This is a genomic window from Burkholderia sp. Bp8963 (assembly GCF_003854275.1).
In the GTDB taxonomy this organism is placed as follows: domain Bacteria; phylum Pseudomonadota; class Gammaproteobacteria; order Burkholderiales; family Burkholderiaceae; genus Burkholderia.
The window spans coordinates 74,917-97,745 of the sequence record NZ_QTQP01000023.1; the positions used below are offsets into that span (position 1 = coordinate 74,917).

General features: G+C 62.9%; 21 protein-coding genes and 4 pseudogenes. 17 read left to right on the forward strand and 8 right to left on the reverse strand.

Going from position 1 to position 22,829, the window contains the following annotated elements:
* Positions 1–14 precede the first annotated feature (14 nt).
* Both DID96_RS20255 and DID96_RS20260 read right to left on the reverse strand, forming a co-directional pair.
* Positions 15–1,226: an SDR family NAD(P)-dependent oxidoreductase gene (locus DID96_RS20255; protein ID WP_124601046.1), complete on the reverse strand. Its 1,212-nt coding sequence runs from the start codon at positions 1,224–1,226 to the stop codon at positions 15–17.
* Between the two features lie 10 nt (positions 1,227–1,236).
* A complete protein-coding gene (locus DID96_RS20260) occupies positions 1,237–2,886 on the reverse strand; it encodes a long-chain fatty acid--CoA ligase (protein WP_124601047.1) in 1,650 nt (549 codons plus the stop codon).
* Positions 2,887–3,325: 439 nt separating this feature from the next.
* Between DID96_RS20260 and DID96_RS20265 the strand changes: the two genes are divergently transcribed.
* The 10 genes from DID96_RS20265 to DID96_RS39420 all read left to right on the forward strand — a co-directional run bounded on the left by DID96_RS20265 (position 3,326) and on the right by DID96_RS39420 (position 13,611).
* A complete protein-coding gene (locus DID96_RS20265) occupies positions 3,326–4,387 on the forward strand; it encodes an LLM class flavin-dependent oxidoreductase (protein ID WP_124601048.1) in 1,062 nt (353 codons plus the stop codon).
* Between the two features lie 343 nt (positions 4,388–4,730).
* Complete coding sequence (locus DID96_RS20270) at positions 4,731–6,053, forward strand: porin (RefSeq protein ID WP_260463959.1); 1,323 nt, start codon at positions 4,731–4,733, stop codon at positions 6,051–6,053.
* 165 nt (positions 6,054–6,218) lie between these two features.
* Positions 6,219–7,295 (forward strand): alcohol dehydrogenase, encoded by a 1,077-nt coding sequence (locus tag DID96_RS20275; RefSeq protein WP_185732309.1) that lies wholly within the window; start codon positions 6,219–6,221, stop codon positions 7,293–7,295.
* A 294-nt stretch (positions 7,296–7,589) separates the two neighbouring features.
* Positions 7,590–8,804 carry a CaiB/BaiF CoA-transferase family protein gene (locus tag DID96_RS20280; protein ID WP_124601050.1) on the forward strand — a complete coding sequence of 405 codons (1,215 nt, stop codon included), beginning with the start codon at positions 7,590–7,592 and terminating at the stop codon, positions 8,802–8,804.
* A gap of 656 nt (positions 8,805–9,460) precedes the next feature.
* The gene (locus tag DID96_RS20285; RefSeq protein WP_124601051.1) at positions 9,461–10,249 is read left to right on the forward strand and encodes a flavin reductase family protein; all 789 of its coding nucleotides are present in this window, start codon (positions 9,461–9,463) and stop codon (positions 10,247–10,249) included.
* 12 nt (positions 10,250–10,261) lie between these two features.
* On the forward strand, positions 10,262–10,450 hold the full coding sequence (locus DID96_RS20290) for a hypothetical protein (protein ID WP_124601052.1): 189 nt from the start codon (positions 10,262–10,264) through the stop codon (positions 10,448–10,450).
* A gap of 175 nt (positions 10,451–10,625) precedes the next feature.
* On the forward strand, positions 10,626–11,366 hold the full coding sequence (locus tag DID96_RS20295; RefSeq protein WP_185732310.1) for an enoyl-CoA hydratase-related protein: 741 nt from the start codon (positions 10,626–10,628) through the stop codon (positions 11,364–11,366).
* Between the two features lie 864 nt (positions 11,367–12,230).
* Positions 12,231–12,773: a transposase gene (locus DID96_RS38985; RefSeq protein WP_260463960.1), complete on the forward strand. Its 543-nt coding sequence runs from the start codon at positions 12,231–12,233 to the stop codon at positions 12,771–12,773.
* 56 nt (positions 12,774–12,829) lie between these two features.
* Positions 12,830–13,117, forward strand: a complete 288-nt coding sequence (locus tag DID96_RS20305) for a hypothetical protein (protein ID WP_124601054.1) — start codon at positions 12,830–12,832, stop codon at positions 13,115–13,117.
* A gap of 209 nt (positions 13,118–13,326) precedes the next feature.
* Entirely contained in the window at positions 13,327–13,611 is a 285-nt protein-coding gene (locus DID96_RS39420) for a hypothetical protein (protein WP_124601055.1), read from the forward strand.
* Between the two features lie 160 nt (positions 13,612–13,771).
* Here DID96_RS39420 and DID96_RS20315 read toward each other — a convergent pair.
* The 5 genes and pseudogenes from DID96_RS20315 to DID96_RS20335 form a co-directional block, all read right to left on the reverse strand.
* Positions 13,772–13,951 (reverse strand): annotated as a pseudogene (locus DID96_RS20315) (IS21 family transposase); the annotation flags it as partial.
* A 417-nt stretch (positions 13,952–14,368) separates the two neighbouring features.
* Positions 14,369–14,938, reverse strand: a complete 570-nt coding sequence (locus DID96_RS20320) for a hypothetical protein (protein ID WP_185732311.1) — start codon at positions 14,936–14,938, stop codon at positions 14,369–14,371.
* An 8-nt stretch (positions 14,939–14,946) separates the two neighbouring features.
* The gene (locus DID96_RS20325; protein ID WP_260463961.1) at positions 14,947–15,159 is read right to left on the reverse strand and encodes a DUF3322 domain-containing protein; all 213 of its coding nucleotides are present in this window, start codon (positions 15,157–15,159) and stop codon (positions 14,947–14,949) included.
* Positions 15,131–15,328 (reverse strand): annotated as a pseudogene (locus DID96_RS20330) (hypothetical protein); the annotation flags it as partial. The pseudogene DID96_RS20330 and the gene DID96_RS20325, both read right to left, overlap by 29 nt.
* A pseudogene (locus DID96_RS20335) lies at positions 15,322–15,927 on the reverse strand (IS5 family transposase); the annotation flags it as partial. The pseudogenes DID96_RS20330 and DID96_RS20335, both read right to left, overlap by 7 nt.
* Before the next feature lie 85 nt (positions 15,928–16,012).
* On the opposite strand from DID96_RS20335, the pseudogene DID96_RS38990 reads away from it, so the two are divergent.
* The 7 genes and pseudogenes from DID96_RS38990 to hutC form a co-directional block, all read left to right on the forward strand.
* Positions 16,013–16,189 (forward strand): annotated as a pseudogene (locus DID96_RS38990) (MFS transporter); the annotation flags it as partial.
* A gap of 426 nt (positions 16,190–16,615) precedes the next feature.
* Positions 16,616–17,476, forward strand: coding sequence for a transporter substrate-binding domain-containing protein (locus DID96_RS20340; RefSeq protein ID WP_124601092.1), 861 nt, complete (start codon positions 16,616–16,618; stop codon positions 17,474–17,476).
* Positions 17,477–17,567: 91 nt separating this feature from the next.
* Entirely contained in the window at positions 17,568–18,290 is a 723-nt protein-coding gene (locus DID96_RS20345) for an ABC transporter permease (protein ID WP_124601056.1), read from the forward strand.
* A 12-nt stretch (positions 18,291–18,302) separates the two neighbouring features.
* A complete protein-coding gene (locus tag DID96_RS20350) occupies positions 18,303–19,049 on the forward strand; it encodes an ABC transporter permease (RefSeq protein WP_124601057.1) in 747 nt (248 codons plus the stop codon).
* Between the two features lie 27 nt (positions 19,050–19,076).
* Positions 19,077–19,868 (forward strand): ABC transporter ATP-binding protein, encoded by a 792-nt coding sequence (locus tag DID96_RS20355; RefSeq protein ID WP_039353363.1) that lies wholly within the window; start codon positions 19,077–19,079, stop codon positions 19,866–19,868.
* 7 nt (positions 19,869–19,875) lie between these two features.
* Positions 19,876–21,369: a histidine ammonia-lyase gene (gene hutH, locus DID96_RS20360; protein ID WP_124601058.1), complete on the forward strand. Its 1,494-nt coding sequence runs from the start codon at positions 19,876–19,878 to the stop codon at positions 21,367–21,369.
* A 55-nt stretch (positions 21,370–21,424) separates the two neighbouring features.
* On the forward strand, positions 21,425–22,180 hold the full coding sequence (gene hutC, locus DID96_RS20365) for a histidine utilization repressor (protein ID WP_124601059.1): 756 nt from the start codon (positions 21,425–21,427) through the stop codon (positions 22,178–22,180).
* 244 nt (positions 22,181–22,424) lie between these two features.
* On the opposite strand, the gene DID96_RS20370 is transcribed toward hutC, so the two are convergent.
* Positions 22,425–22,829 carry a cupin domain-containing protein gene (locus tag DID96_RS20370; RefSeq protein WP_124601060.1) on the reverse strand — a complete coding sequence of 135 codons (405 nt, stop codon included), beginning with the start codon at positions 22,827–22,829 and terminating at the stop codon, positions 22,425–22,427.

A 22,829-nucleotide genomic window follows, 5' to 3' on the forward strand; every position in this document is an offset into this window, starting at 1 on the left:
TGGATATCTGTCGTTCAGGGGGCGATCGTCCACGACTGGCCGGTCAGGAACTGTGCGGCCGCGCCGGCCATGTAGTGAACGATGGGCCGCACCGCGTCGACCGACATCTGCGCGTGGACGTCGAGCGAGTTGATGCGCAAACCCCGGGAGCCCCATTCGCATGCCTGCGTCGCGACGAACATGCGCGCCGCCGCCTCGTCGCCGCAGGTGCGCCAGTCCGTGCTCTGCGCGGGGAGCAGAAGCGTCAGGCTCGCATTTCGCGTATGGGCGCGGGCAAAGCGCGTTGCCGCTTCATGCGCCGTCTTCAGGCGCTGGCCGTCGGCCGCGTTCAGCACGGAAGCGTCGATGACCGCGGCGTACCCGGCATCCCGCTTGCCGACCTGCAGCGACATCCAGTGCTGCCCGGCGTCCGGGGCGGCGCCCACGACCTCGATGGACGTTGCGGCGTTCATGGGCAGGACGTCGTACTCGGCCGCGGCGCACTGGGCGGAGCCGCCATAGACCGAAGCCCCGCCGTCCACCGATACGGCGGACCCGGACAGAGGGCGGGCGCCTTCGCTCGCGAGGAAGCACAGCGCCTCGGCAAGTTCGACGGGTTCCGCGATACGGCCGAGCGGCGTTTTCCCGGAGGCGCGAACGGGATCGAGCCGACCCGCTTCAATCAGGCGGCGCACGATTTCCGTGCGCACGAATCCGGGACACAGCGCGGTCACGCCGAGATCCGGTCGCGCATGGGCCAGCGCCTTCGTGAAGGCGATCACGCCGGCCTTGGTCGGCGAGTACGCGCCACGGAACGGGATCGCGTGCAGCCCGGCGCCCGACGCGACATTGACGACGCGGCCATGCGGCTTGAGCTTCCGTTCCAGCGTCTGGAAAATCAGACGAGGCGCATCCAGATTCAGACGAACCAGCGGCGCGAATTGCGCGTCCGCCATGGCGGTGAGCGGCAATTGCGTGCTGTCCGACATGCCCGCATTGTTGATGATGGCATCGAGGTACGGCATATCGTCGGCCAGTGCCGCGATTTCCACGGGGTCCGTCAGGTCGGCGACACGAATCAGGTGCGGCTCGCCGGCGTGAGGCATCTCGTCGAGCAGGCGCTGCAGCGCTTCGGCCTGGCGATCGACCAGCACGCAGCGCCAGCCTTCCGTGGCGAAGCGCCGCGCGCTCGCATAACCGATACCGGATGCGGACCCCGTCACGAGAACCGTTCTTTCGGACTGCATCGTTATATCCTCACGCATTTTCGATATCGGTCGAGAACCGGAAGCCCTCGAACTGCTTGCGCAGCGCGACCTTGTACAGCTTTCCGGTCGCGGTATGGGGGAGGGAATCCACGAACACGACGTCATCGGGAAGCCACCATCTGGCGACGTGAGCACGCATGTGATCCAGAACGTCCTGCGCCGTCACTTCGATGCCCGGGCGCTTCACCGCGACGAGCAGCGGGCGCTCCTGCCAGTGCGAGTGATGCAGGCCAATGACCGCCGCCTCGGCAATCGCGGGATGGCTGAGGGCGGCGCTTTCCAGGTCCAGCGACGAGATCCACTCGCCCCCCGACTTGATCACGTCTTTCGAGCGATCCGTGATTTTGAGAAATCCGTCGGCGTTCAATGTCGCCATGTCACCGGTCGCGAACCAGCCATTCGCGTCACATCCGTCCTGCTCATGCTTGTAATAGGCACGGGAAACCCACGGGCCGCGCACTTTCAGTTGGCCGGCGGTTTGGCCATCGCGGGCAAGCGGATTGCCGTCGTCGTCGAAGATGGCGATTTCGGTACCGGGCAGCGGGCGACCGGCAAGCATCTGGAGGTCGAAGCGCTTGTCAGGCGTCAGGTGCGCATGCTTGGCAAGCGGCACGTTCACGGTCACGACGGGACTCGTTTCTGTCATCCCCCACGCCTGACACAGATAGGCGCCGAAATACTGCTCGAGCCTCTCGATCACGCGACGCGGGGCCGCCGATCCGCCCGACAGCGCGCGCGTCATCACGATGTCGCGACGGCGCCGTTCCGGGGCCACGTTCTGCGCATAGTCGAGCAGCGACATCCAGACGGTCGGTACGCCACAGGAGACCGAGCACTTCTCGTCGCGGAGCATTGCGTACACGTTTTCACCGGACAATTGCGAGCCCGGAAGAACAAGCTTGGCGCCCGCCATTGCGGACGAATGCGGAATGCCCCACCCGTTCACATGGAACATGGGGACGATCAGAAGAATGCTGTCGCGGGCGCTGATGGCGAAGCTGTCGGCCATGCAGGTGGACATCGCATGCAGCACCGTCGAACGGTGGCTATACAGAACGCCCTTGGGATTGCCCGTGGTGCCCGACGTAAAGCACATGGACGACGCGCTGTTTTCATCGAGTCGCGGCCACGCATACGCGCCGGGGCAGGCGGCGATCAGCGATTCGTAACAGGCGAGGCCGGGTACGTCCAGATCGGGCATCTGATCGGCTTCGCACAGTGCGATGAAGCCTTTGACATTCGGGCATTGCGGCGCAATCTCGGCCACCAGCCCGGCTAGGTTCACGTCGAAGAACACATGGGTGCTCTCGGAGTGATTCAGGATGTAGACGATCTGCTCGGCGAACAGGCGCGGGTTCACGGTGGTCAGGACTGCGCCGGTCCCGGAAACGCCGTAATAGAGTTCAAGGTGACGGTGGGTATTCCATGCCAGCGTCGCGACACGTTGACCGGCGCTCACATCGAGAGACCGGATCAGATTTGCAACCTGCTTCGAGCGGCCAAGCGCGGCGGACCACGTGTAACGATGGGTCCGGCCATTGCCCGGATGGGACACGATTTCCTGATCGCCGTGATAGTTGGCCGCATGCTCGATCAGATCGGAGATCAGGAGCTGCCGTTGTTGCATCAGTCCGTTCATCGTCGTCCTGTTTTATCGGTCTAAAGTCTCACTCCATGAACCCGTTTGCCGTATCGGGCAAACGGAGCGCCGGCCTGGCCCTCGACAGGCATCCCGATTCCGGGATCGCCGGTTCGTCCGACAGACAGTCCTCGTCGACATCCTGTCTCGCGGATCATGCCGGACGACTTCCGCAGACCTTCCCGAACGTACCGCTTACGGCCGGCGCACCGCGGATTAACCACCGGGTTAATACCGATCCCGAGGCCGAAAATATCCGCGAAAGGCTGAGGCTAATGTACTACACGGAATGATCGCGATCGGGGGAGTATTGATGTCGAATTCGCAATACAGAACGAGAAATTGTGTGGGTTGTGCGATGGGTGACGGGCTGCTCATAATCCGCTTCAGCTTGAGCTCCAGCCAGTAATCGACCAACCATTACAACGGAGATGCCATCATGGAATTCGGCGTATTTCTTCTTGCGCAGCAGCGCAGCTACGCTCAGACATCACAGAGCGTCATCCACAACACGATCGAGCAGACGGTCGTGGCCGAGCAGGCCGGCTTCGATGCCGCCTGGTACGCCGAGCACCATTTCAACAACTACTCGCTGTCGCCGTCGCCGCTGATGACGATTGCGCACGCAGCGGCCAGGACGACGAAAATCCGCCTCGGCTCGGCGGTCTGCATTCTTCCGCTCTACCATCCCGCACGCCTGCTGACCGAGATCGGTCTTGCCGATACGCTGTCCGAAGGACGTCTCGAGCTGGGCATCGGTTCGGGCTACCAGCAATTCGAATTCGAGCGATTCGGCTGCAATCTCTCCAACAGCGGCGAGATCTTCCACGAGGTCTGGGACATCCTCAACAAGGGGCTCAACGAAAAGGTCTTCGAGTACAAGGGCAAGCATTTCGACATGCTGCCGACGTCGGTTGCAGTCCGCACGGTCCAGAAAAAGGTGCCGCTGTGGATCACGTCGATGAATCCCGGCACGCTGGGGCGCGCATTCAGGGAAAACGTGAATCTGTTCACGACCGTTCTGCACGGCGGCAACGATGCGCTGCGCGACCTGCGCGGCCGGCTGGAAAGTCTCGCCGCGGAGCTGGGCAAGGATCTGGGCCAGACCAAGATCGGTTTCCTGCGGTGTGGTTTCGCGTCGGACAGCAAGGCAGAAGTCGATGCGTATCTGGATTCGGCACGCTGGGCGCGTCGTATCTCGGAAGCGCTGAAAGACCGACGCATGGACGTGGACGATGGCTACCTGATGAAGGAAACGCCGTGCGCCGCGGACATGACGCTCGATCAACTGCGTGAGAATTTGCCGGTCGGTTCGGTAAACGAAGTGATCGACAAGTTGCTCGCAGAAATCGAAATCCTGAAGCCGAACCATATCGCGCTTCAAACGCAGCTGGGCGACTGTGACCAGAAGACGATGCTTCGGCAGATCGAACTCTGGGGCGACAGGATCATCCCGGCAGTGCGCAAGGAACTGGCCCGCAACAACAAGCTCGCAGCGTGAAGGACCGCATGCCGGAACGATGGCCATGCGTCCGCATGGGCCGGCAGCGGCGCGATACGCTGATTGCGCCGTCGTCCTTCGGGCGATGTTCAGTCATTCGCTAGCCGCGGCAAGTGCGTGACCCATTCGCGCACACGATGCCGGGCCTGGCGCGCCAGCGTGTGATGGCGACGTGCGTCATCCGCACTGCGCGCTCCGGCACGCAGAGATATTCGCGCAAAAGATCCGCAGCACGACCACCGACAATGCCGGCTTGCCGAGCGTGGCGTCAATGCGGGGCGGGCGGTCCGGCGCAGTCGTCGGAGAAGCTGCCCAAATCATTCGTTAAAAAACGGCTTAAGACGTGTTTGTTTTTTGGGTTCTGTTGTCTGGAGGTTTAAATAAATTCGCTTTTTCCGCTCCCGCTTTATCTTGCGGGCGGACTTCGGTCATATTTGATCACACAATTAATAGAAAAAATATTGGAGACACGTCAGTGAAAAAGATTTTCGCAGCTTCCGCATTGGCAACGTTCGCGTTTTCGGCACACGCACAAAGCTCGATGACGCTGTACGGCATTCTCGACCAGGCCATGACGTACACGAATAACACCGGCACGACGAAGGCGGACGGTACCGTTACCCCGGCCGGTTCGAAATTCGCGATGGATTCGCTGTCGGGCACAGCCGGTTCGCGCTGGGGTATCCGTGGCGACGAAGATCTGGGTGGCGGGCTTCACACGATCTTTACATTGGAATCGGGCATCAATATGCCGACGGGTGGCTTCGGGCAAGGCGGCCTGATGTGGGGCCGCCAGATCTTCGTCGGCCTGCGCAGCACGCAATACGGTCAAGTGACGCTCGGTCGCCAGTACGATTCCGTCTACAACTTTACGATGCCGCTGGATGCCGGTACGCTGAACTCGAACGGCGCCGCCATGCACGCGGGCGATGTCGACAACGCCGCTATCAACCTGCGTCAAAACAATTCGATCCGCTATCTGAGCCCGACCATCAAGGGCCTGACGTTCGGCGGCGGGCTTGCTCTCGGCGGTGTCGCTGGTGACGTAACCAACGGCCTGCAATACAACTTCGGAGCCCAATACGATACGGGCATGGGCCTGAAGCTCGGCGCCGCCTACGAGTTCTTCAAGAATCCGACAGGCAGTACGAGCGGCACGGGCTGGTTCACGTCGAATGGTTCGGGCACGCTGTTGAGCCATCAACTCGACGCTGGCTACACCAGCGCGCAATCGTACCAGATCGCCATGGTCGCCGCGCAGTACACGAAGGGCCCGTGGACGTTCGCCGGCTCGTGGTCGAATGCGCAGTTCGGCAAGATGACGGCATTCAACGGGGCATCGGTCACGTTCAACACGTTCGATCTGGGTGTCCAGTACATGTGGTCGCCATTCTTCTCGACGGCCGTGGGCTGGAACTACCAGACGTCGGCAGGCGTGACGCGGCCTGACCGCACGAAGGTGGGCAACCAGCACTCGAATCAGTTCTACACACTCATTTCGTACTTTTTGTCCAAGCGCACAACGCTGTATGCCGCAGCGGGCTACCAGGATTCGCGAGGCGTGAATTCGCAAGGTGGTCGCGCTGTCGCCGACATCGACAACATCGTGGATAGCTCGACGGGCAAGCAAGTTGTCGCTCGACTCGGCATCCGTCATAACTTCTGAGTCCGGTGTTCGCATGGCTCGATGTCGAGAAAAGTATCCGGATGTCGAGTGACGGACGGGAGTGCATGCCCATGATCGGACGTCTGAACAAGGCATTCGGTCATGGGCTGTTTATCGAGGTGCCGGCGGGGCGGCAGCGCGCACGAGCAATTGAGGAGCAAGGCAATGTTTAGCTACGACGTCGTCGAACATGGCAAGCCGCTGCAGGTGAGACTGCGCGAGACCCCGACGCCGAAAGGCCGGGAAGTCCTGGTCAAGGTCACGCATGCGGGCCTGTGTCATTCGGATATTCACCTGTGGGAAGGCTACTTCGATATGGGCGGCGGCAAGAAGGCGATGCTGAGCGAACGTGGCCTGCGCCCGCCGCTGACGCTCGGCCATGAACCGCTCGGTACGATCGTCGCCTGTGGCGAGAACGTGAGCGAGGTCGCCGTCGGTCAGAAGAAGCTCGTGTTTCCGTGGATCGGTTGCGGAACCTGCCGCGCATGTGAAATCGGTCGCGCGAACCTCTGCGCGAAGCCGCGGAACCTCGGAATCGCGATGCCAGGCGCATTCGCTTCGCATCTGCTGGTTCCCGACGAAAAGTATCTGGTTGACGTTGACGGGCTCGACGATGCATTCGCGGCGACGCTGGCTTGCTCGGGACTGACATCGTATGCGGCCGTGGCGAAGCTGCCGCAGCCCTGCGCGGGTGACTGGGTTGCGGTGATCGGCTGCGGGGGCGTGGGCATGTCGGCGATCTCGATCCTGCGCGCGCGCGGTGTCGAGAACGTGGTCGCCTGCGACGTCGACGAAGACAAGCTTGCCGCGGCCCGCGAGCTGGGCGCCACGAGAACGTTGCGCTCGAATCACGCGCGGGCGGAAGCGGAATTGCTCGCGCTGACCGAAGGCCGGCTGGTCGGCGCGATCGATTTCGTCGGCATGCCCGCGACCTTCGCGGTCGCGAACGCCGCTCTGTGCAAGGGTGGCATGTACGTCATCGTCGGACTGCACGGGGGCGAGCTGTCGATTCCGATGCCGCCGATCGCCCAGCGATCGCTGGCCATTGTCGGTTCGTTCGTCGGCACGCTCGACGATCTGAAGGCGACGGTCCAGCTTGCGAGAAACGGCAAGCTGCGTCCGCCTCCGCTGCGTATGCGCAGTGCGAACGACATCAACGACGCATTCGAAGACCTGGGCAGCCGCCGCGTCCTCGGGCGGACGGTCCTCGATTTCTCCGGCATCGAGATTGCCGGGGCGTAACGGCATGGCCGGCCGGTAAGCCGAATCCGTCCGGCATCCTGAATGTCGGAGAAGGATGTTCGCGCCGTCGGCGACGGAAGACCGACGTGAGCGATCCGGCAACGGGCCGCGTGACCGGAACGGTGGAACGCAGCGGGAAGGACGCTCTCGAGCGGCGTCGCGGCGGCTGTACGCGGGTGGCGGTTTCGGCTCCGGATATCGACCCGGCCGACACCCGATCTGCTGAATGGACGAACCGGCACACCGGATGCCGGAGCCGGCTTCGTCCCGTGTAATGCAATGAGGAGCAACCTGATGACTTCAGAAAAAAGGGCACTGCCGCTTGCCGGCATACGCGTGCTCGATCTTTCTCGCGTGCTGGCCGGCCCATGGTGTGCGATGGTGCTCGGCGACCTGGGTGCGGAGGTCATCAAGATAGAACATCCCGGGCGTGGCGACGACACGCGCGACTGGGGTTTGCGCATCGGCCGCACGGAAACCGCCTATTTCAACAGCGTGAATCGCAACAAGCGCTCGCTCACGCTCGACCTGCAAACCGCGGAAGGCCAGCAGATCGCACGCGACATTGCGAAGACGAGCGATGTCGTGATTCAGAATTTCAAATTCGGCGGCGCGGAAAAACTCGGCATCGGTTACGCGCAGTTGAAGCGCGAAAACGGCAACCTCGTTTACTGCTCGATTTCCGGTTACGATCGCGCCGGCCCGGAGGCTGAGCGCCCAGGCTACGATTTGCTCGTGCAGGGCGAAGCCGGATTGATGGCGTTGAATGGCGAAGCCGAACGGCCGCCGCTCAAATTCGGGGTGGCGGCCGTCGACCTGTTCACCGGCATGTATTCGGCGCAGGCGATTCTGGCGGCGCTTTATGAACGCGAACGCACGGGCTGCGGGCGCCACATCGAAATGGCGCTGTTCGACTGCGGACTCATGATCACCGCCTACTATGGACTCGAAGCGCTCGTGGCGGGCGAGGATCCGCCGCGTTTCGGCAACGAGCATCCGTCCATCGTACCGTATGGCGTGTTCGACGCCGCGGACGGCCCGCTGGTGGTCGCCGTTGGCAATAACGGCCAGTACGAACGCTTTTGCCGCGAAGTGCTGCTGCGTCCGGATCTGGCCGAGGATGCGCGTTTCAGGACCAATATCCTGCGCTCGCAGAACCGCGCGGCACTGCTGCCCGAAGTGCGCCGGGCGCTGGCCGCCGAAACGCGTGCCACGCTGCTCGACAAACTCGCGGGCGCGGGCATTCCATGCGGCGAGGTGGCGGGGCTGCGCGAAGCGCTGCTGTCCGAGCGTGCGACGCAAGCGGGGCTCCTGACCAAGCAGGCGCACCCCCATACCGAATCGGGCACGACACCCGTGCTGGCGCCGCCTTGGCGTTTCGACGGCGAGCGCATGCCCGTGCGGCATGCGCCACCGCAACTGGGCGAAGGCACGCGCGATGTGCTGCAACGCGTGCTCGGCTATAGCGACGCGCGTATCGCCGAACTGGCCGAGCGGGGCGTGGTGTGAGCCGGCGCGGCGCGCGAACGCGTTATCGTCACGCGCGCGACGCCGGCCCGGACGCGCTTCATCGTGCAGGCGCGCCGGCCGTTGCACGACAGACGATCCCTTCCCATGTTCGGTCGTCCGCGACGATCCTTCTCGCGTGTTGCGATGTCCCGACGCGAACGGACGACAACACACGCTTTGCCTGCAGAGGCGGAGTCCCGGCAGCGGATGCGAGCACATCGACAACAGCAACGCGCCCTGGTCCCGCGACAGCATCGATCTCTTTTGCGCCACATGATTTTTCGCACGCGCCGTGACCCGATCATGGCGTCATCCGGAACGACGCACAACGATTGCCGGGACAGGCTGCGGGAACGCGAAGATCGATACTGCAGGCAAGCCGACGCGGCGACGGGAAAGCGGCGAAATTCGCTGCGTATTGATGTCGAATTCCGAATACAGACAGCGAGTTTTTTGGATTGGTTCGGCCTGCAGACCGGCTTAGAATCGATTCAGTAACGACTCGCAATCGTCGTCGCCGATGACGATTGCGCTGTCCGGCAGTCAATACGACCAGGATGCCTCTATATCACGTGGCAGTGCGCGACGCACTGGAGCGGGACGAATTGTCAGTGGCGGCTGGGTTAATCGGTAGTCGAGAAATACGGAGACCTGCAATGCGTTTGCATATGACCAACAGTGGCGCGATTACGCTGATTGCACCGTCGCACTTCAAGCAATTCGAGATCCTCGTAGACGAGCAGCCCGGCGCACTGCTGGATCGCGCGATTGCGCGCGTCGGGCAGCGTGCCGATGACGAACACATCTGGGTCAATCCGCAAGTCATTCGGTTCCTGTCCGGCAAGGCCGGCGATGCCGACTGGGAAGCCGGGTTCGAAGCGATGGTGGGTTTCGCCAGGAAGTTCAACTGGGTCAACGAAGCGGGCCTGATTCGCGCGCACATGGTGCGCAATGCAGGTTCGGCTGGCAGTTCGGTGGAAGATTTCAAGGCAGCCATGCGTATGCTGGCGGCGGGTGTATCCGCGATCACGACGGGCGACGTCGCCCAGCCGAGCGGTATGGTGATCTCCAGCCTGACGGCGATTTCGGCGGACCCTCCGCTGGTGGGCTTTTTCGTGCACCGCGATTCATCCATGCTCGAGCCGCTGAACACGCATGGGAAATTCGTGGCCAATATCCTGGGCCAGGCACATCAGCACGTGGTGACGAAGTTCCTGAAGATGCCGCAGGGCTGTGCGCGATTTGCCGACGGGCAGTGGGGGGCGGGGCTGGACGGCCTGCCGATCCTGCTCGACGCGTTGGCGAATGTGGAGTGCGAGGTCATCCATACCACGACGCTGGGCACGCACGAGATGTTCGTTGGCAAGATCCGCAAGACGACCACCGACGATGCGGGCTCGCCGCTGGTGAACTTCAATGCGGGGATTCGCGGTTTGGCGCAGTGAGTGGACATTCCGATGTTTGCATACGACAGCAGTATCAACACGGCTTCGCAATCGGCTGACACGATCGCCGTACGTGTGCGGGCCGTGGCGGTATCGGCATGGGTGAGCCCCAGGGATTACGGGTTCGACCTGTACGGTTATTTCGGTGACGATGGCGCGGAGCCGGTGAATTTCCAGGTGCAGGGAAGATCCGACTCATGACCCGCCCGTTCATTTAAAAACCCTTTTGGATGCGAATCCAGGAGGGCTTTTTCGTCACGCACTCATCGCGTCGTTTGCCGTTGCCGGGCTGGTACCGACATGCCGAATCCACGCAATGCCGCGTCGAAATCATATCGACCCGGAATTGCCGTCTCACGCTACGAGGAGTCTGATAGTGCACCTCCCTGTTCTGTACGCCGTGTCCAATGGCGTTGCTGAAATCGAAATCAATCGACGCGAGCGCAAGAATGCGCTGGACGACAATGCCTACACGATGCTCAGCGAGGCATTCGCCGATGCCGAAAATGATCCGGAAGTTCGGGTTCTTCTCATTCGTGGCCAAAGCGACATGTTTACGGCCGGCAAGGATCTCAAATCCGAATCCGTTCCCCACGAAGGCTATCGTCCGGTCCTGACCTTCATGGATACGGTGAATGCCCTGACAAAGCCACTGATTGCGGCGGTAGCGGGATCGGCAATGGGCATCGGCACGACGCTCCTGTATCACTGCGATGTCGTATATGCGGCCTCCAATGCGACATTCGGCATGCCGTTCACCAAAATCGGCGTGAGCCCCGAATTCGGATCGAGCCGGCTGGCGCCGATGACCGCCGGTTACCGCCTGGCCGCCGAAGCGATGTTGTTTGCCGAAACGTTCGACGCTGATCATGCGCTGCGCACTGGCCTCGTGAACCGCGTGCTGCCGCCCGAAAAGCTGTTCGCCTACGCCCGCGAACGCGCGGAGAAACTGGCGAAGATGCCGGGCGCCTCGGTTGCCACGACCAAGGCGCTGATCAAGCGCCATGCATTCGCAGACATGAACTCGCTGTTCCGGTCCGAGCTGTACGAATTCGAAACGCTGCTCGATTCGGCTGAATCGAAGGCGCTTATCGGAAATTTTCGTAAAGGGCATTGAGCGCCGTCGATGTCGCGTTCGGCTGATCCGTGGACAAGATCCGCGTCGCTTTTCGAGGATCGAATCGGTCAGGACAATTGCAGCTGTACCGGCAGCTCGGTCGTGCGCCGCTGTTGGTGTTCGAAGTTTCTGCTAACCGTGGCCACAGTTACTGCTAACGCGTGAACTCTCGGCAGCACCGCCAGCAAAGGCCGAGAGCGATTTTCTCGTCGTGTCCGCTGTGATGCTTTGGCGCAACAATAAGACTGGGGCGTGTTCACAAATTCTGCTAATGCACCTTCAAGAGTGTGAGATCGTGTTAGTGGCCCGCGAGCGGCTTGATGGGACATGCCGCCCGTGACAAGCTCGTGGTGAGCGTAGGAACGGTGAGCAACAAATTGGGTGTAAGCGCAATGATTTTCTTTGGGTAACTCGATTCTTTACGGCGATTTCAAAGGCCAAAGCGCGCTGTCATCTGACCATTGATGCCCCGGTGCGCAGCTGTTATGAAGCCGGGCGTGACGGTTTCTGGCTGCACCGCTGCCTGGATGCACATCAGATCACGAACCTGGTGGTGGATTCAGCCAGTATCGAAGTGAACCGGCGCAGACGTCGCGCCAAGACCGACCGTCTCGACAGCGACAAGCTGTTGTCGATGCTGATGCGTTACTACGGTGGTGAGCGCCGGGTGTGGACGGTCGCACGTATCCCCACCCCCGAACAGGACGATGAGCGGCGGGTACACCGTGAACTCGGTCGCCTGCGGCAGGACGCACCGCCCACAGCAACCGCATCCGCTCGCTGCTGGTTCTCCACAACCTGCGGCCCGAGCACATCGGTGGCCGCGCGTGGGCGCACTGGTGGGCGCAGCACACCACACAGCTGTTGCCGGCCCTGCGCGCCGAGATCGAACGCGAATTCGAACGGCTGTTGCTCGCTGCCGGGCAGATCAAGGCGCTCGAGGTACAGCAGCAGCGCGAGGTGCGCAGCGGTGCGCAACCCGCGATTGCGCGGCTCGCGCGCCTTGCGGGTATCGGCACCGGCAGTGCCTGGGTCCTGATCAGGGAACTGTTCGGTTGGCGGCAGTTTCACAACCGCGGTGACGTGGCCGGCTGCCTGGGCCTGGCCCCGACGCCCTATGCCAGCGGTACCAGTGAAGTCGAGCAGGGCATCAGCAAGATCGGCAACAAGCGAGCCCGATGGCTGATGGTGGAACTGGCGTGGAGCTGGTTGCGCTTCCAGCGCAGCAGCCAGCTAAGCGACTGGTTCAACGAGCGCTTTGCAGGCGGCGGCAAGCGTATGCGACGCATCGGCATTGTGGCACTTGCCAGACGTCTGGCGGTCGCGCTATGGCGCTATCTGGAATTCGGCGAGATACCCCTCGGGGCAATCCTCAAGCCGCCTGCGAAGAAGGTGACGGCGACCTGAAGAGCCAACGTCGAGCGGCAACAGCGTTTGAAGTCGTCCCCGGTGGAGTGACCAACATGTCGACACACCTGCTTCTTCTCTACAAGGGGTACGAACTTCATCCCCTCGTCTTCGCCCGCACATTCAGTCGCTTTGACGGACATTCCCGTTACGCCGAAGGGTATGACATTGCGGTACGGATATGTCGCCCGGGCGCGATAGCAACCTCCGCCGCGAGCCGTGTTTTCAGGCTGAACCAACCGCATGCATTCTCCGACTTTGGTATAGCAAGGCGTGCCGCCCGGCAGCAGGGAAAGGACATCATAGACGGAAAGGTGAGCGGAGCTTCGGTCATCGACATGTGAAAAGACTGCTGGCGTCTGACATCAGCTGATTTGTTCGGGCTGCGGGTTGCTCTCTCGTTGATGGCCGATTTGACCGTCGTTGTTTCAGAAAGATGGCCACTGGCGGAGAGCATCCTTCGGCGTATTTCTTCGTTCAGTCAAACGCGGCGGTCGGCCGCGGCGACGCGAGAAACTGAACGCACGCATTCTTCGTCACTGGTATCGCCTCCATGCAAAGTGATCGCAATGCGATTCCGTACTACCTCGTTTTACGCACTGACTGTCCGCCGTATGTTCTGAACGCTGACCGCCATGTCCTGCGCCGCGAGGCAAGCCTTCTCCTGCGAGCATTCGCGAGAGCCCGCGGCGCGCCGACCTCAATCGCGGACGACGCATGGAACGACTTTTCCGGCTCGGAATCCATTTCGCTCCTTGAGCGCACGAAGATGCGGGTCTACGCACTGGTTTGCGGGGCCGAAAGCGAACATCAACTCCGGTTACTGGCCGCTCTCTGACTGCACCAACGTGCGCATTCCACGCAGACGGCGAGCTCAGCGGCTCATTCGAAACGAGGTCTGTTTGCGAAGGCGATCGGTCCGACAAATCGTCGATGGCGGCGTGGCTGGAGGTATGTACATCTTCGATCGATCAACCAGGGCAGGCATGGTTACGTCCGAAGATCGCTGCCAGTTCGGCGTCGTCCGGCAAGGGCCGACCGGGATCGAGCCAGTCCCGAGCGAGCGCGACCTGCCTGACGGTCTTCAGCTTCCCACGCCCCATCAGGCGTGCGCTGGCAATGTCGCGGTCGGAATCGCCCTGACGCATGCGCGCCAGGACCTGTCGATACTCAAACACTTCGAACCTCCTTCGACTCATCGGCCCTCCGGGCAAAAAGCCTGAAGGTACCGGGTTGCGGAAATTCGAAATGCGTTTCGGGCTGCCGCCCGACAGAACACTGAGCCCGCTACGTGGCTCGATTACGCCGATCCTGCGGTGGCTCCAATACGCCGATCATCGAGTGGCCCGATTGCGCCGATCATGCACTGGCTCGATTGCGGCGGTCCAGGAAGCGATCGATACTTCTCAGCAGGTGTTCGCGAGGGACGTGACTATAGAGGTTGATTTACCGCTCAGGATGAAACTGCCATAATCCAAAAAGAAAAGCTTGGAAGAGTGGCGGCATGACGTTCGGGAACGCGCTCGTGAGGAGCTTAGTCGGCTTCCGGCGACGCCCGCCAAGTTCGGGCGATTCCCCGTGGAAAGCGAACGGCTTCAAGTCTTTCGCTGGCGTTCCGCGAGCTTGGCGTTGAAGTCATCCAGGACCGCGCGAGCGAGACCCGACGCGAAGCGCTGGTCTCGCACCAAGGCATCATCGTTGGCCTGGTAGTGGAACTTCGCGTAGGCCACTGCTCCGACCTTTTGGTATCCCTCGCCATGTTCGTCGTCGCAGAAGCGCCGGTGCAGGGCCGCGAGTCCTGCTTCGATTGCGTCGGGGTGGGCCTGCGACAACGCCCGCTGCACGAACAGTTCGGCGACTTCGTCGATCGTTCCCGCATACCGCAGCACGTGGATGAGGTCGGCCGCATCCTTGTTTTCCATGCGGTCGTCCAGCGCCAAGGCTTTCAGAATGACAAAGGCAGGCACGTCGGCAAAACGAACCACCTCAGTCGAGATACCTCCGCCGTCCAACAAGTGGCCCGTGATCGCGCGTTCCTGAAACCAGTCGTGCACGATGCCCGCGTACTTTACGGCAAGCGCGGAGACGCGTTCACCGTCGACGTTGACCGCTCGCCCGGGCTGCGCATCGCCAGCGTCGCGAAGGAACTCAACGAGCACGAACATATGCTCGTCTATACGCCCGGCTGCGGATGTGCTTGCAGCCAATCGACGACCGCCAGCATTCGTTCCCAATCGCCCGCGAATTCGAGCGCTTGCAACGGGTGCTGCGCAAGCCACATGGTGAGCTTCGGCTGGCGGGAGCGTGTGATTTCGAGCAGCCGCTCGAACTGCGCTGCGTCGCGGCGCTTGTCCTTGCTCGCTGTGGCGATCGCAGTCGTCGACAAGCGGTGTCAGCAGTTCTACTTGGCGTTTGGCTTTCAGTACTGCCTCGTGCGCGCGATTCAGATCGTCGAAGTGAGTGATCAATGCGTCGACGCGCGGTGCCACCTCGAACGGCTCGAGCATGTGGCTGCGTACGAAGTCAGTGAGATTGCCCACCGATTTCATCGATAGAGCCGTGCATCGGGATCGGTCCTGGACTCATGTGTTTCGTTGCTGCGCTTCTCGCCTTTGAAGTCGCCTGCGCTGCCGCCGTCGCGATCCTGATCGTCATTGTCCTTGGGCACGAAGCTCTTGTGCCCCGCCCACGCCTGGATCAGCGTGCCGTCCACGCTGAAGTGCTCGCCCGAGAGCAGGCACTTCTTCTCGGCGATCACCGCCACCTCGTTGAAGAATTCGATGATCGCATCGTGCTTGATCAGACGTTCGCGGTTCTTCGTGAAGACCGTCGGCACCCAGACCTCGTCATCCATGGCCAAGCCGATGAACCAGCGAAACAGCAAGTTGTACTGCACCTGCTCCATCAGTTGGCGCTCCGAGCGGACGCTGTAGAGCACCTGGATCAGCATGGCTCGCAGCAACTTCTCCGGCGCGATGCTCGGCCGCCCACCCTTGATGTCGGCCTCGTACATCCCGGCAAACAACTGATCCATCTTCGCCAGTGCTTCGTTCGCCATCAAGCGGATCGAACGCAACGGATGAGACTTCGGAACGAAGTCGTCCAGCTTGCGCATGGAAAACAGACTCTCGGTGAATGTGTCGGCGCCGCGCATGATCTCCAGGGGGCAAGTGGGGGGCTTCCATCAACGCTTCAGGGGCCATCCCCGATGACGTTACCGCCGGTACTTCAGCAGCCTGCTAGGCGCGTTTCTCGGTTCGTGGGTAGTTGGGTATCTAAATGGTGCGACCGGAGGCCCGTAGACCTCGTACATCTTCATGGCAGTCGCGCTACTACTTTCCGTGATACTGATGATCTCGGTTCCAGTCCGTTCCGGGCGGTTCGGAACGCGCGAGCAACCCTGTCTTGAGGTTTGAGGGTCCGCCGACATCCGGTGCGATCCGCGACTTTTTCGTGTTTTTGAGTATTCGTGGCGTGGCTGCCAGGCTCCGTCGCCGCTGAGGACGCTCGAGTTTGCCGCGGCAGTCTTGCGGGCAATACGGCTACGGGCACGCCTGCATGCATCCGCCATCAAGTTTAGTTCGTTTATCGAAACAGACGAATCAGGAATTTGTCTAGTCATCGTCATCGGGTGATCGCGTTGCATGCACCATATTCGTGCTCCTGATCTCCCTTCGTGACGCACATCGGAGCCAATTTTTAGGGGATTTCCCGCGTTTTCAGGTTCTTTTTTGATCAGCGCTTGTCGCCACATTTTTCTTCTTGCATGCTTGTATAGACAAATTCCTGAGGCCGCTTGCATGACCGAAGGGATGGCGAACTTCAACGCAAGGAGAACTCTCGTGAACGGCAAGCGCATCAAGTGGACAATCAGGACGATCGGGGTCATCGCGGCGGCTGCGGCAACGTTTTGCGCACCGGCACAGGCGAAGGAATGGAAGACGGTGACGGTGGCGCTCGAAGGCGGCTACGCGCCTTGGAACCTCACGCTGCCGGGCGGCAAGATCGGCGGCTTCGAGCCCGAACTGCTCGCCAACGTGTGCGAGCGCATCAAGGTGCAGTGCAACATGGTTGCGCAGGACTGGGACGGGATGATTCCGGGTCTGCAGGCCGGCAAGTTCGATATCCTGATGGATGCGATCTCGATTACGCCGGAACGCGAAAAGATACTGCTGTTCTCGCGCCCGTATGCGGCGACGCCCGCGACGTTCGCCGTCACCGACACCAGGATCCTGCCGAAGGCCGCGCCCGGTGCACCGATCGTCAAGCTGTCGGGCGACACGAATGCCGACAAGCCGACCGTCGAAGCACTGCGCAAGCAACTGAAGGGCAAGACGATCGGCATCCAGTCGGGCACCGTCTATACCAAGTTCATCAACGACAGCTTCAAGGACATCGCGTCGATCCGCGTGTACAAGACCTCGCCTGAGCGCGATCTCGACCTCGTCGCCGGACGCATCGACGCATCGTTCGACGACGTCACTTATTACGCGGCGAACAATGCGAAGAAAGACAACGCATCGATCGTACTCGCGGGCCCGAAGCTCGGCGGCCCGATCTGGGGGCCGGGCGAAGGGCTCGCGTTCCGCAAGCAGGATGCCGACCTGAAGACGAAGTTCGATGCGGCGATCGGTGCCGCGCTCGCGGACGGCACCGTGAAGAAACTTGCCGACAAGTGGTTCAAGACCGACGTCACGCCGTAAGCCCGCGTCCGGCCGCCGTCGCGTAGGCGATCCACGCGACGGCGGCGGTGCGCATCCTGCCGATCCAATCAATGCTTGCCGGGAGGCACGTATGGCGATCCTTGAAATGCTGGGCTTCGGAACCGAAGGCTGGGGCAGCGTGCTGCTACTCGCCGCGCTGATGACGGTCGCGTTGACGCTCGCTGCGCTCGCGGTCGGCGCCTTGATCGGCGCGGCGATCGCGGCCGCGAAGTTGTCGCGCCACCGCAGCGCCCGCCTGCTCGGCGACCTGTACACGACGGTGTTCCGCGGCGTGCCCGAACTGCTCGTCATCTACCTGTTCTACTTCGGCGGCTCGACGCTCGTCACGACCGTCGGCCAGTGGTTCGGCGCCGAAGGCTTCATCGGCGTGCCGCCGTTCGTGATCGGCGCGCTCGCGGTGGGGATGATTTCCGGCGCGTACCAGGCCGAGGTGTATCGCGCGGCCGTGCTCGCGGTGTCGAAGGGCGAGCTCGAAGCGGCGCGCTCGATCGGCATGCCGCGCAGCATGGTCCTGCGCCGCGTTCTGATCCCGCAGGTGCTGCGCTTCGCGTTGCCAGGTATCGGCAATGTGTGGCAGCTGAGCCTCAAGGATTCGGCGCTGATTTCGGTCACCGGGCTCGCCGAGCTGCTGCGCACGAGCCAGATCGCGGCGAACTCGACCCATCAGTATTTCGTGTTCTTCGTCGCGGGCGGTGCGCTCTATCTGGTGATGACGGGCCTGTCGAACCGCGTGTTCAACCGGGCTGAAGCGATCGTCGGCCGGTCGTTCCGCCGCAACTTCGCACGCAACTGACGGAGAGCCCGCATGTCACTCGATTTCGACTTCCTTTTCGACACGCTGCGCCAGCTGCTCGCAGCGGTGCCGACCACGCTCGGCCTGTTCTTCGCGTCGCTCGTGCTCGGCGGCCTGCTGTCGCTCGTGATCGTCACGATGCGCGTGTCGCCGCGCTGGCTGCCGAACCGCTTCGCGCGTACGTACATCCTTGTGTTTCGCGGCTCACCGCTGCTGATCCAGATGTTCCTCGTGTACTACGGGCTCGGCCAGTTCGGCGTGATCCGCGAGAGCTTCATGTGGCCGCTGCTGCGCGAGCCGTACGTGTGCGCGGTGCTGTCGCTCGCGCTGTGCACCGCCGGCTATACGGCCGAGATCCTGCGCGGCGGGCTGATGGCCGTGCCGGTCGGGCAGATCGAGGCCGGCTATTCGATCGGCCTGTCGGGCTTCGCACTGCTGCGTCGCGTGATCGGTCCGATCGCGTTGCGCCAATGCCTGCCCGCGTATTCGACCGAAGCCGTACTGCTGGTCAAGTCGACCGCGCTCGCCAGCCTCGTGACCGTGTGGGAAGTGACGGGCGTCGCGCAGCAGATCATCCAGCAGACCTACCGGACGACCGAGGTGTTCGTGTGCGCGGCCCTCATCTACCTGGGCCTGAACTTCGTCGTCGTGCGCCTGCTGGGCGCGCTCGAATGGCGGCTGTTGGGCCACCTTCGCGCGCCGAAGCCGTCCGGTGCGCCCGCTGCCGACGCGCGCAACGCCCGGCGGGTCGCATCCTGACCGCCGCCATCCTTCCAGGAGAATCCGATGAATACCGCTGCCCCCGTTGCCCTGTCGGTCAGGAACATCCACAAGTCGTTCGGCGATCACCACGTGCTGAAGGGCATTTCGCTCGACGCGCACGAGGGCGACGTCATCTCGATCCTCGGCGCAAGCGGATCGGGCAAGAGCACCTTCCTGCGCTGTCTGAACCTGCTCGAGACGCCCGACGACGGCTCCGTCGCGCTTGCCGGCGAGGAACTGAAGATGAAGCGCGCACGCGACGGCAAGTTGCATCCGGGCGACCGGCGGCAGGTCGACCGCATCCGCTCGCAGCTCGGGATGGTGTTCCAGAATTTCAACCTGTGGTCGCACATGACCGTGCTCGACAATCTCGTCGAAGGGCCGCTGCGCGTGCAGAAGCGCAGCCGCGCGGAAGCGGTCGAGGAAGCCGAGGCGCTGCTCGCGCGCGTCGGCCTCGCGGACAAGCGCGGCTACTATCCGGCGCACCTGTCTGGCGGCCAGCAGCAACGTGTCGCAATCGCCCGCGCGCTCGCGATGCATCCGAAGGTGATGCTGTTCGATGAACCGACGTCGGCGCTCGATCCGGAGCTGGTCGGCGAGGTACTGCGCGTGATGCGCTCGCTCGCGGAGGAAGGGCGCACGATGCTGGTCGTCACGCACGAAATGGGGTTCGCGCGGCATGTGTCGAACCGCGTGATGTTTCTGCATCAGGGCGAGGTCGATGCGGACGGGACGCCCGGCGAGCTGTTCGGCGGCCAGTGCTCCGAACGCTTCCGCCAGTTTGTGTCGAGCCATCACGACCGCGCCGCGAATTGAGGCTGCCATGACCGTACTCCGTTCGGCACGGCCGCTCGACTGGCGGCAGATTGCAGCAGTGGCGGCCGGCGAGCCGCTTGCATTGACCGACGATGCGCGCCGGCGTGTCGTCGCGGCGCGCGAGCTCGTCGACGAAATCGTCGCGCGCGGCATTCGCGCGTATGGCGTCAACACGGGCGTCGGCGCGCTGTGCGACGTGATCGTGTCGCCGGCGCAGCAGGGCACGCTGTCGCGCAACATCCTGATGAGCCACGCGGTCGGCGTCGGCGCGCCGCTCGGTGCAGCGGAAACACGCGCGATCATCGCGGCCGCGATCAACAACTACGCACACGGGCATTCGGGCGTGCGCGCCGACATCGTCGATCAACTGGTCGCGCTGCTCGAACACGATTGCCTGCCGGAAGTGCCGGCGCACGGTTCGGTCGGCTACCTGACCCACATGGCGCACGTCGCGCTCGTCTGCATCGGGCACGGCCACGCGCGCCATCGCGGCGAACGCGTGCGCGGCGACGACGCGCTGCGCCGTATCGGCCGGGAACCGCTGGCGCTAGGCGCGAAGGAGGGGTTGAGTCTCGTCAATGGCACACCGTGCGTCACGGGGCTCGCCGCGCTCGCGCTCGCGCGCGCGGAACGACTGCTCGACTGGGCCGACTGGGTTTCGGCGATGAGCTTCGAGAATCTCGGCGGCCAGCTCGCCGCGTTCGATCCGGCGTCGTTGGCGCTGCGGATCTCGCCCGGCATCGGGCACGTTGGCGCGCGTTTGCGGGCGATGCTCGCAGACAGCCCGATGCTCGCCGCGGCAAACGGCCGGCATACGCAGGATCCGCTCAGTCTGCGCACGATTCCACACGTGCACGGCGCGGCGCGCGACGTGTTGGCGGTCACCGCGGAAGTCGTCGATCGCGAGCTCGCCTCCGTCACCGATAATCCGATCGTCGCCGGTACGCGCGACGCGCCGGCCGTGCATTCTCAGGCGCATGCGGTCGGCGCGGGTATCGCGCTCGCGATGGACAGCCTTGCGGCCGCGATGGCGCAGGTCGCGGCGATTGCCGAACGGAGGCTCGACCGCCTCGTCAATCCGCTCGTGAGCAGGCTGCCGGCGTTTCTCGCGGCACCGGGCGGCACGTGTTCGGGGTTCATGATCGCGCAGTACACGGCGGTGGCACTCGTTGCGCAGAACCAGCGGCTGGCGGCGCCGGCGAGCCTCGACGGCGGCATCACGTCGGGCTTGCAGGAAGATCACCTGTGCCATGCGACGCCGGCCGCGCTGAAGGCGCTCGACATCATCGAGAATGCAACGCGCGTGCTCGCGATCGAGTTGCTGGCTGCCGCGCAGGCGTACGATTTGCAGGAGAACGACGCGTCGCGGGCGGCGTCGACCGAGGCGCTATGGCGGCACGTGCGCGAGCGCTTGCCTGCCTACCACGACGACCGGCCGCTCGCGGACGACATCGCGATCGCGGCCGGCATCGTCGCGGGCGCGCCGCCGTCGGTGCTGTGACGATCGGCGACGCGATGGCCAGCGGGTCATCCAACCTTCATACGGTCGAGGGCGCATGAACGAAGCGGAACGATACACTCCCGCCCGGCCGGCGGGTACACCGGGCGACGACGTGCCGGCGCGCGCGCTGCCGGCGTACCAGCAGATCAAGCGCTACGTGGTCGAGCGGATCGCGAACGGCGACTGGAAGCCCGGCGGTGCGATTCCGACCGAGGCCGAACTGGTCAAGGAGTTCGGTGTGGCACGGATGACGGTGTCGCGCGCACTGCGCGAGTTGACCGCCGAGCGCGTGTTGACCCGCATCCAGGGCGCGGGCACCTTCGTCGAGCGCCGCCATTACGAATCGACGGTGCTCGAGATCCGCAACATCGCGGACGAGATCGCCGAGCGCGGACATCGGCACAGCGCACGTGTGCTGTTGATCGAAAGCAGCGACGATCCGGATGCGCTCGACGCGCTCGGGCTCCGTGCGGGGCCCGCGTTTCATTCGCGGATCGTGCATTACGAGGAAGACGAGCCGATCCAGTTCGAGGATCGCTACGTCAATCCGGCGCTATTCCCTGCGTATCTGGAGCAGGATTTCACAATCGAGACGCCGAACCATTACATGGTGCGCCTTGCGCCGATCCAGCGCGCGGAATTTCGCATCTACGCGCAGAAACCCGATGCGCAGGTGCGCCGACATCTCGTGATGGAAATCGGCGAGCCGTGCCTGTTGCTGAAGCGCCGCACGTGGGTCGGCGAGCATGTCGCGACGTCGGTGCAGCTGTGGCATCCGGCGTCGCGGTTTCATCTGGCGGGGAAAGTGTAGGCAAATCGCGTGCGATTCGCGCGGACTCGCGAAGCAACGCGGCGTGTCATATCCGACGATTGGCAATGCCGCAGTGGAAGCGTCTGCATGATCCACGGCGGGCGTGGATTCCCCGATGCGCTCCGGCGAAAGCCCTCAAGTGCCGGACAGCACAGCCAACGCCTGCCCGAATTGCCCACTGCGCCGCATCGGTCGATCAGGACCGTATGCGGCCAGCGTACTCGGTTCTCGACGAACGACCGCGCTACTTGACGGGCGTGAGGACCGGTGCGCCCTTGTTCTTGATCAGGAGCACGAGGAACTTTGCCGGCTTCGTGTCGCTGGTATTTCGTCCGACCGTGTGTATGTCGTCCGGGCCTTCGTGGAAGGTGTCGCCTGCGTGCAGCGTGACTTCCTTGCCACCGTTCAGCGCCATCACGATACTGCCCTCTAGCACATAAACAAACGCGTGCGCGTCATGACGATGAACGGGATCGACGCTACCGGGCGGGTAGTCGACGACGATCATCTCGGCTTCCTTGCCCGGATACTCGGGCAACGGTTCCGTGGTCAGCTGCGTGACCTTGGCGTGCGGTGCGGCGACGGCCGGCTGCGTAACCGTCAGGAGCGACGACACCAGCGTCGCCAGAACGAGCGTGATGCGTTTCAT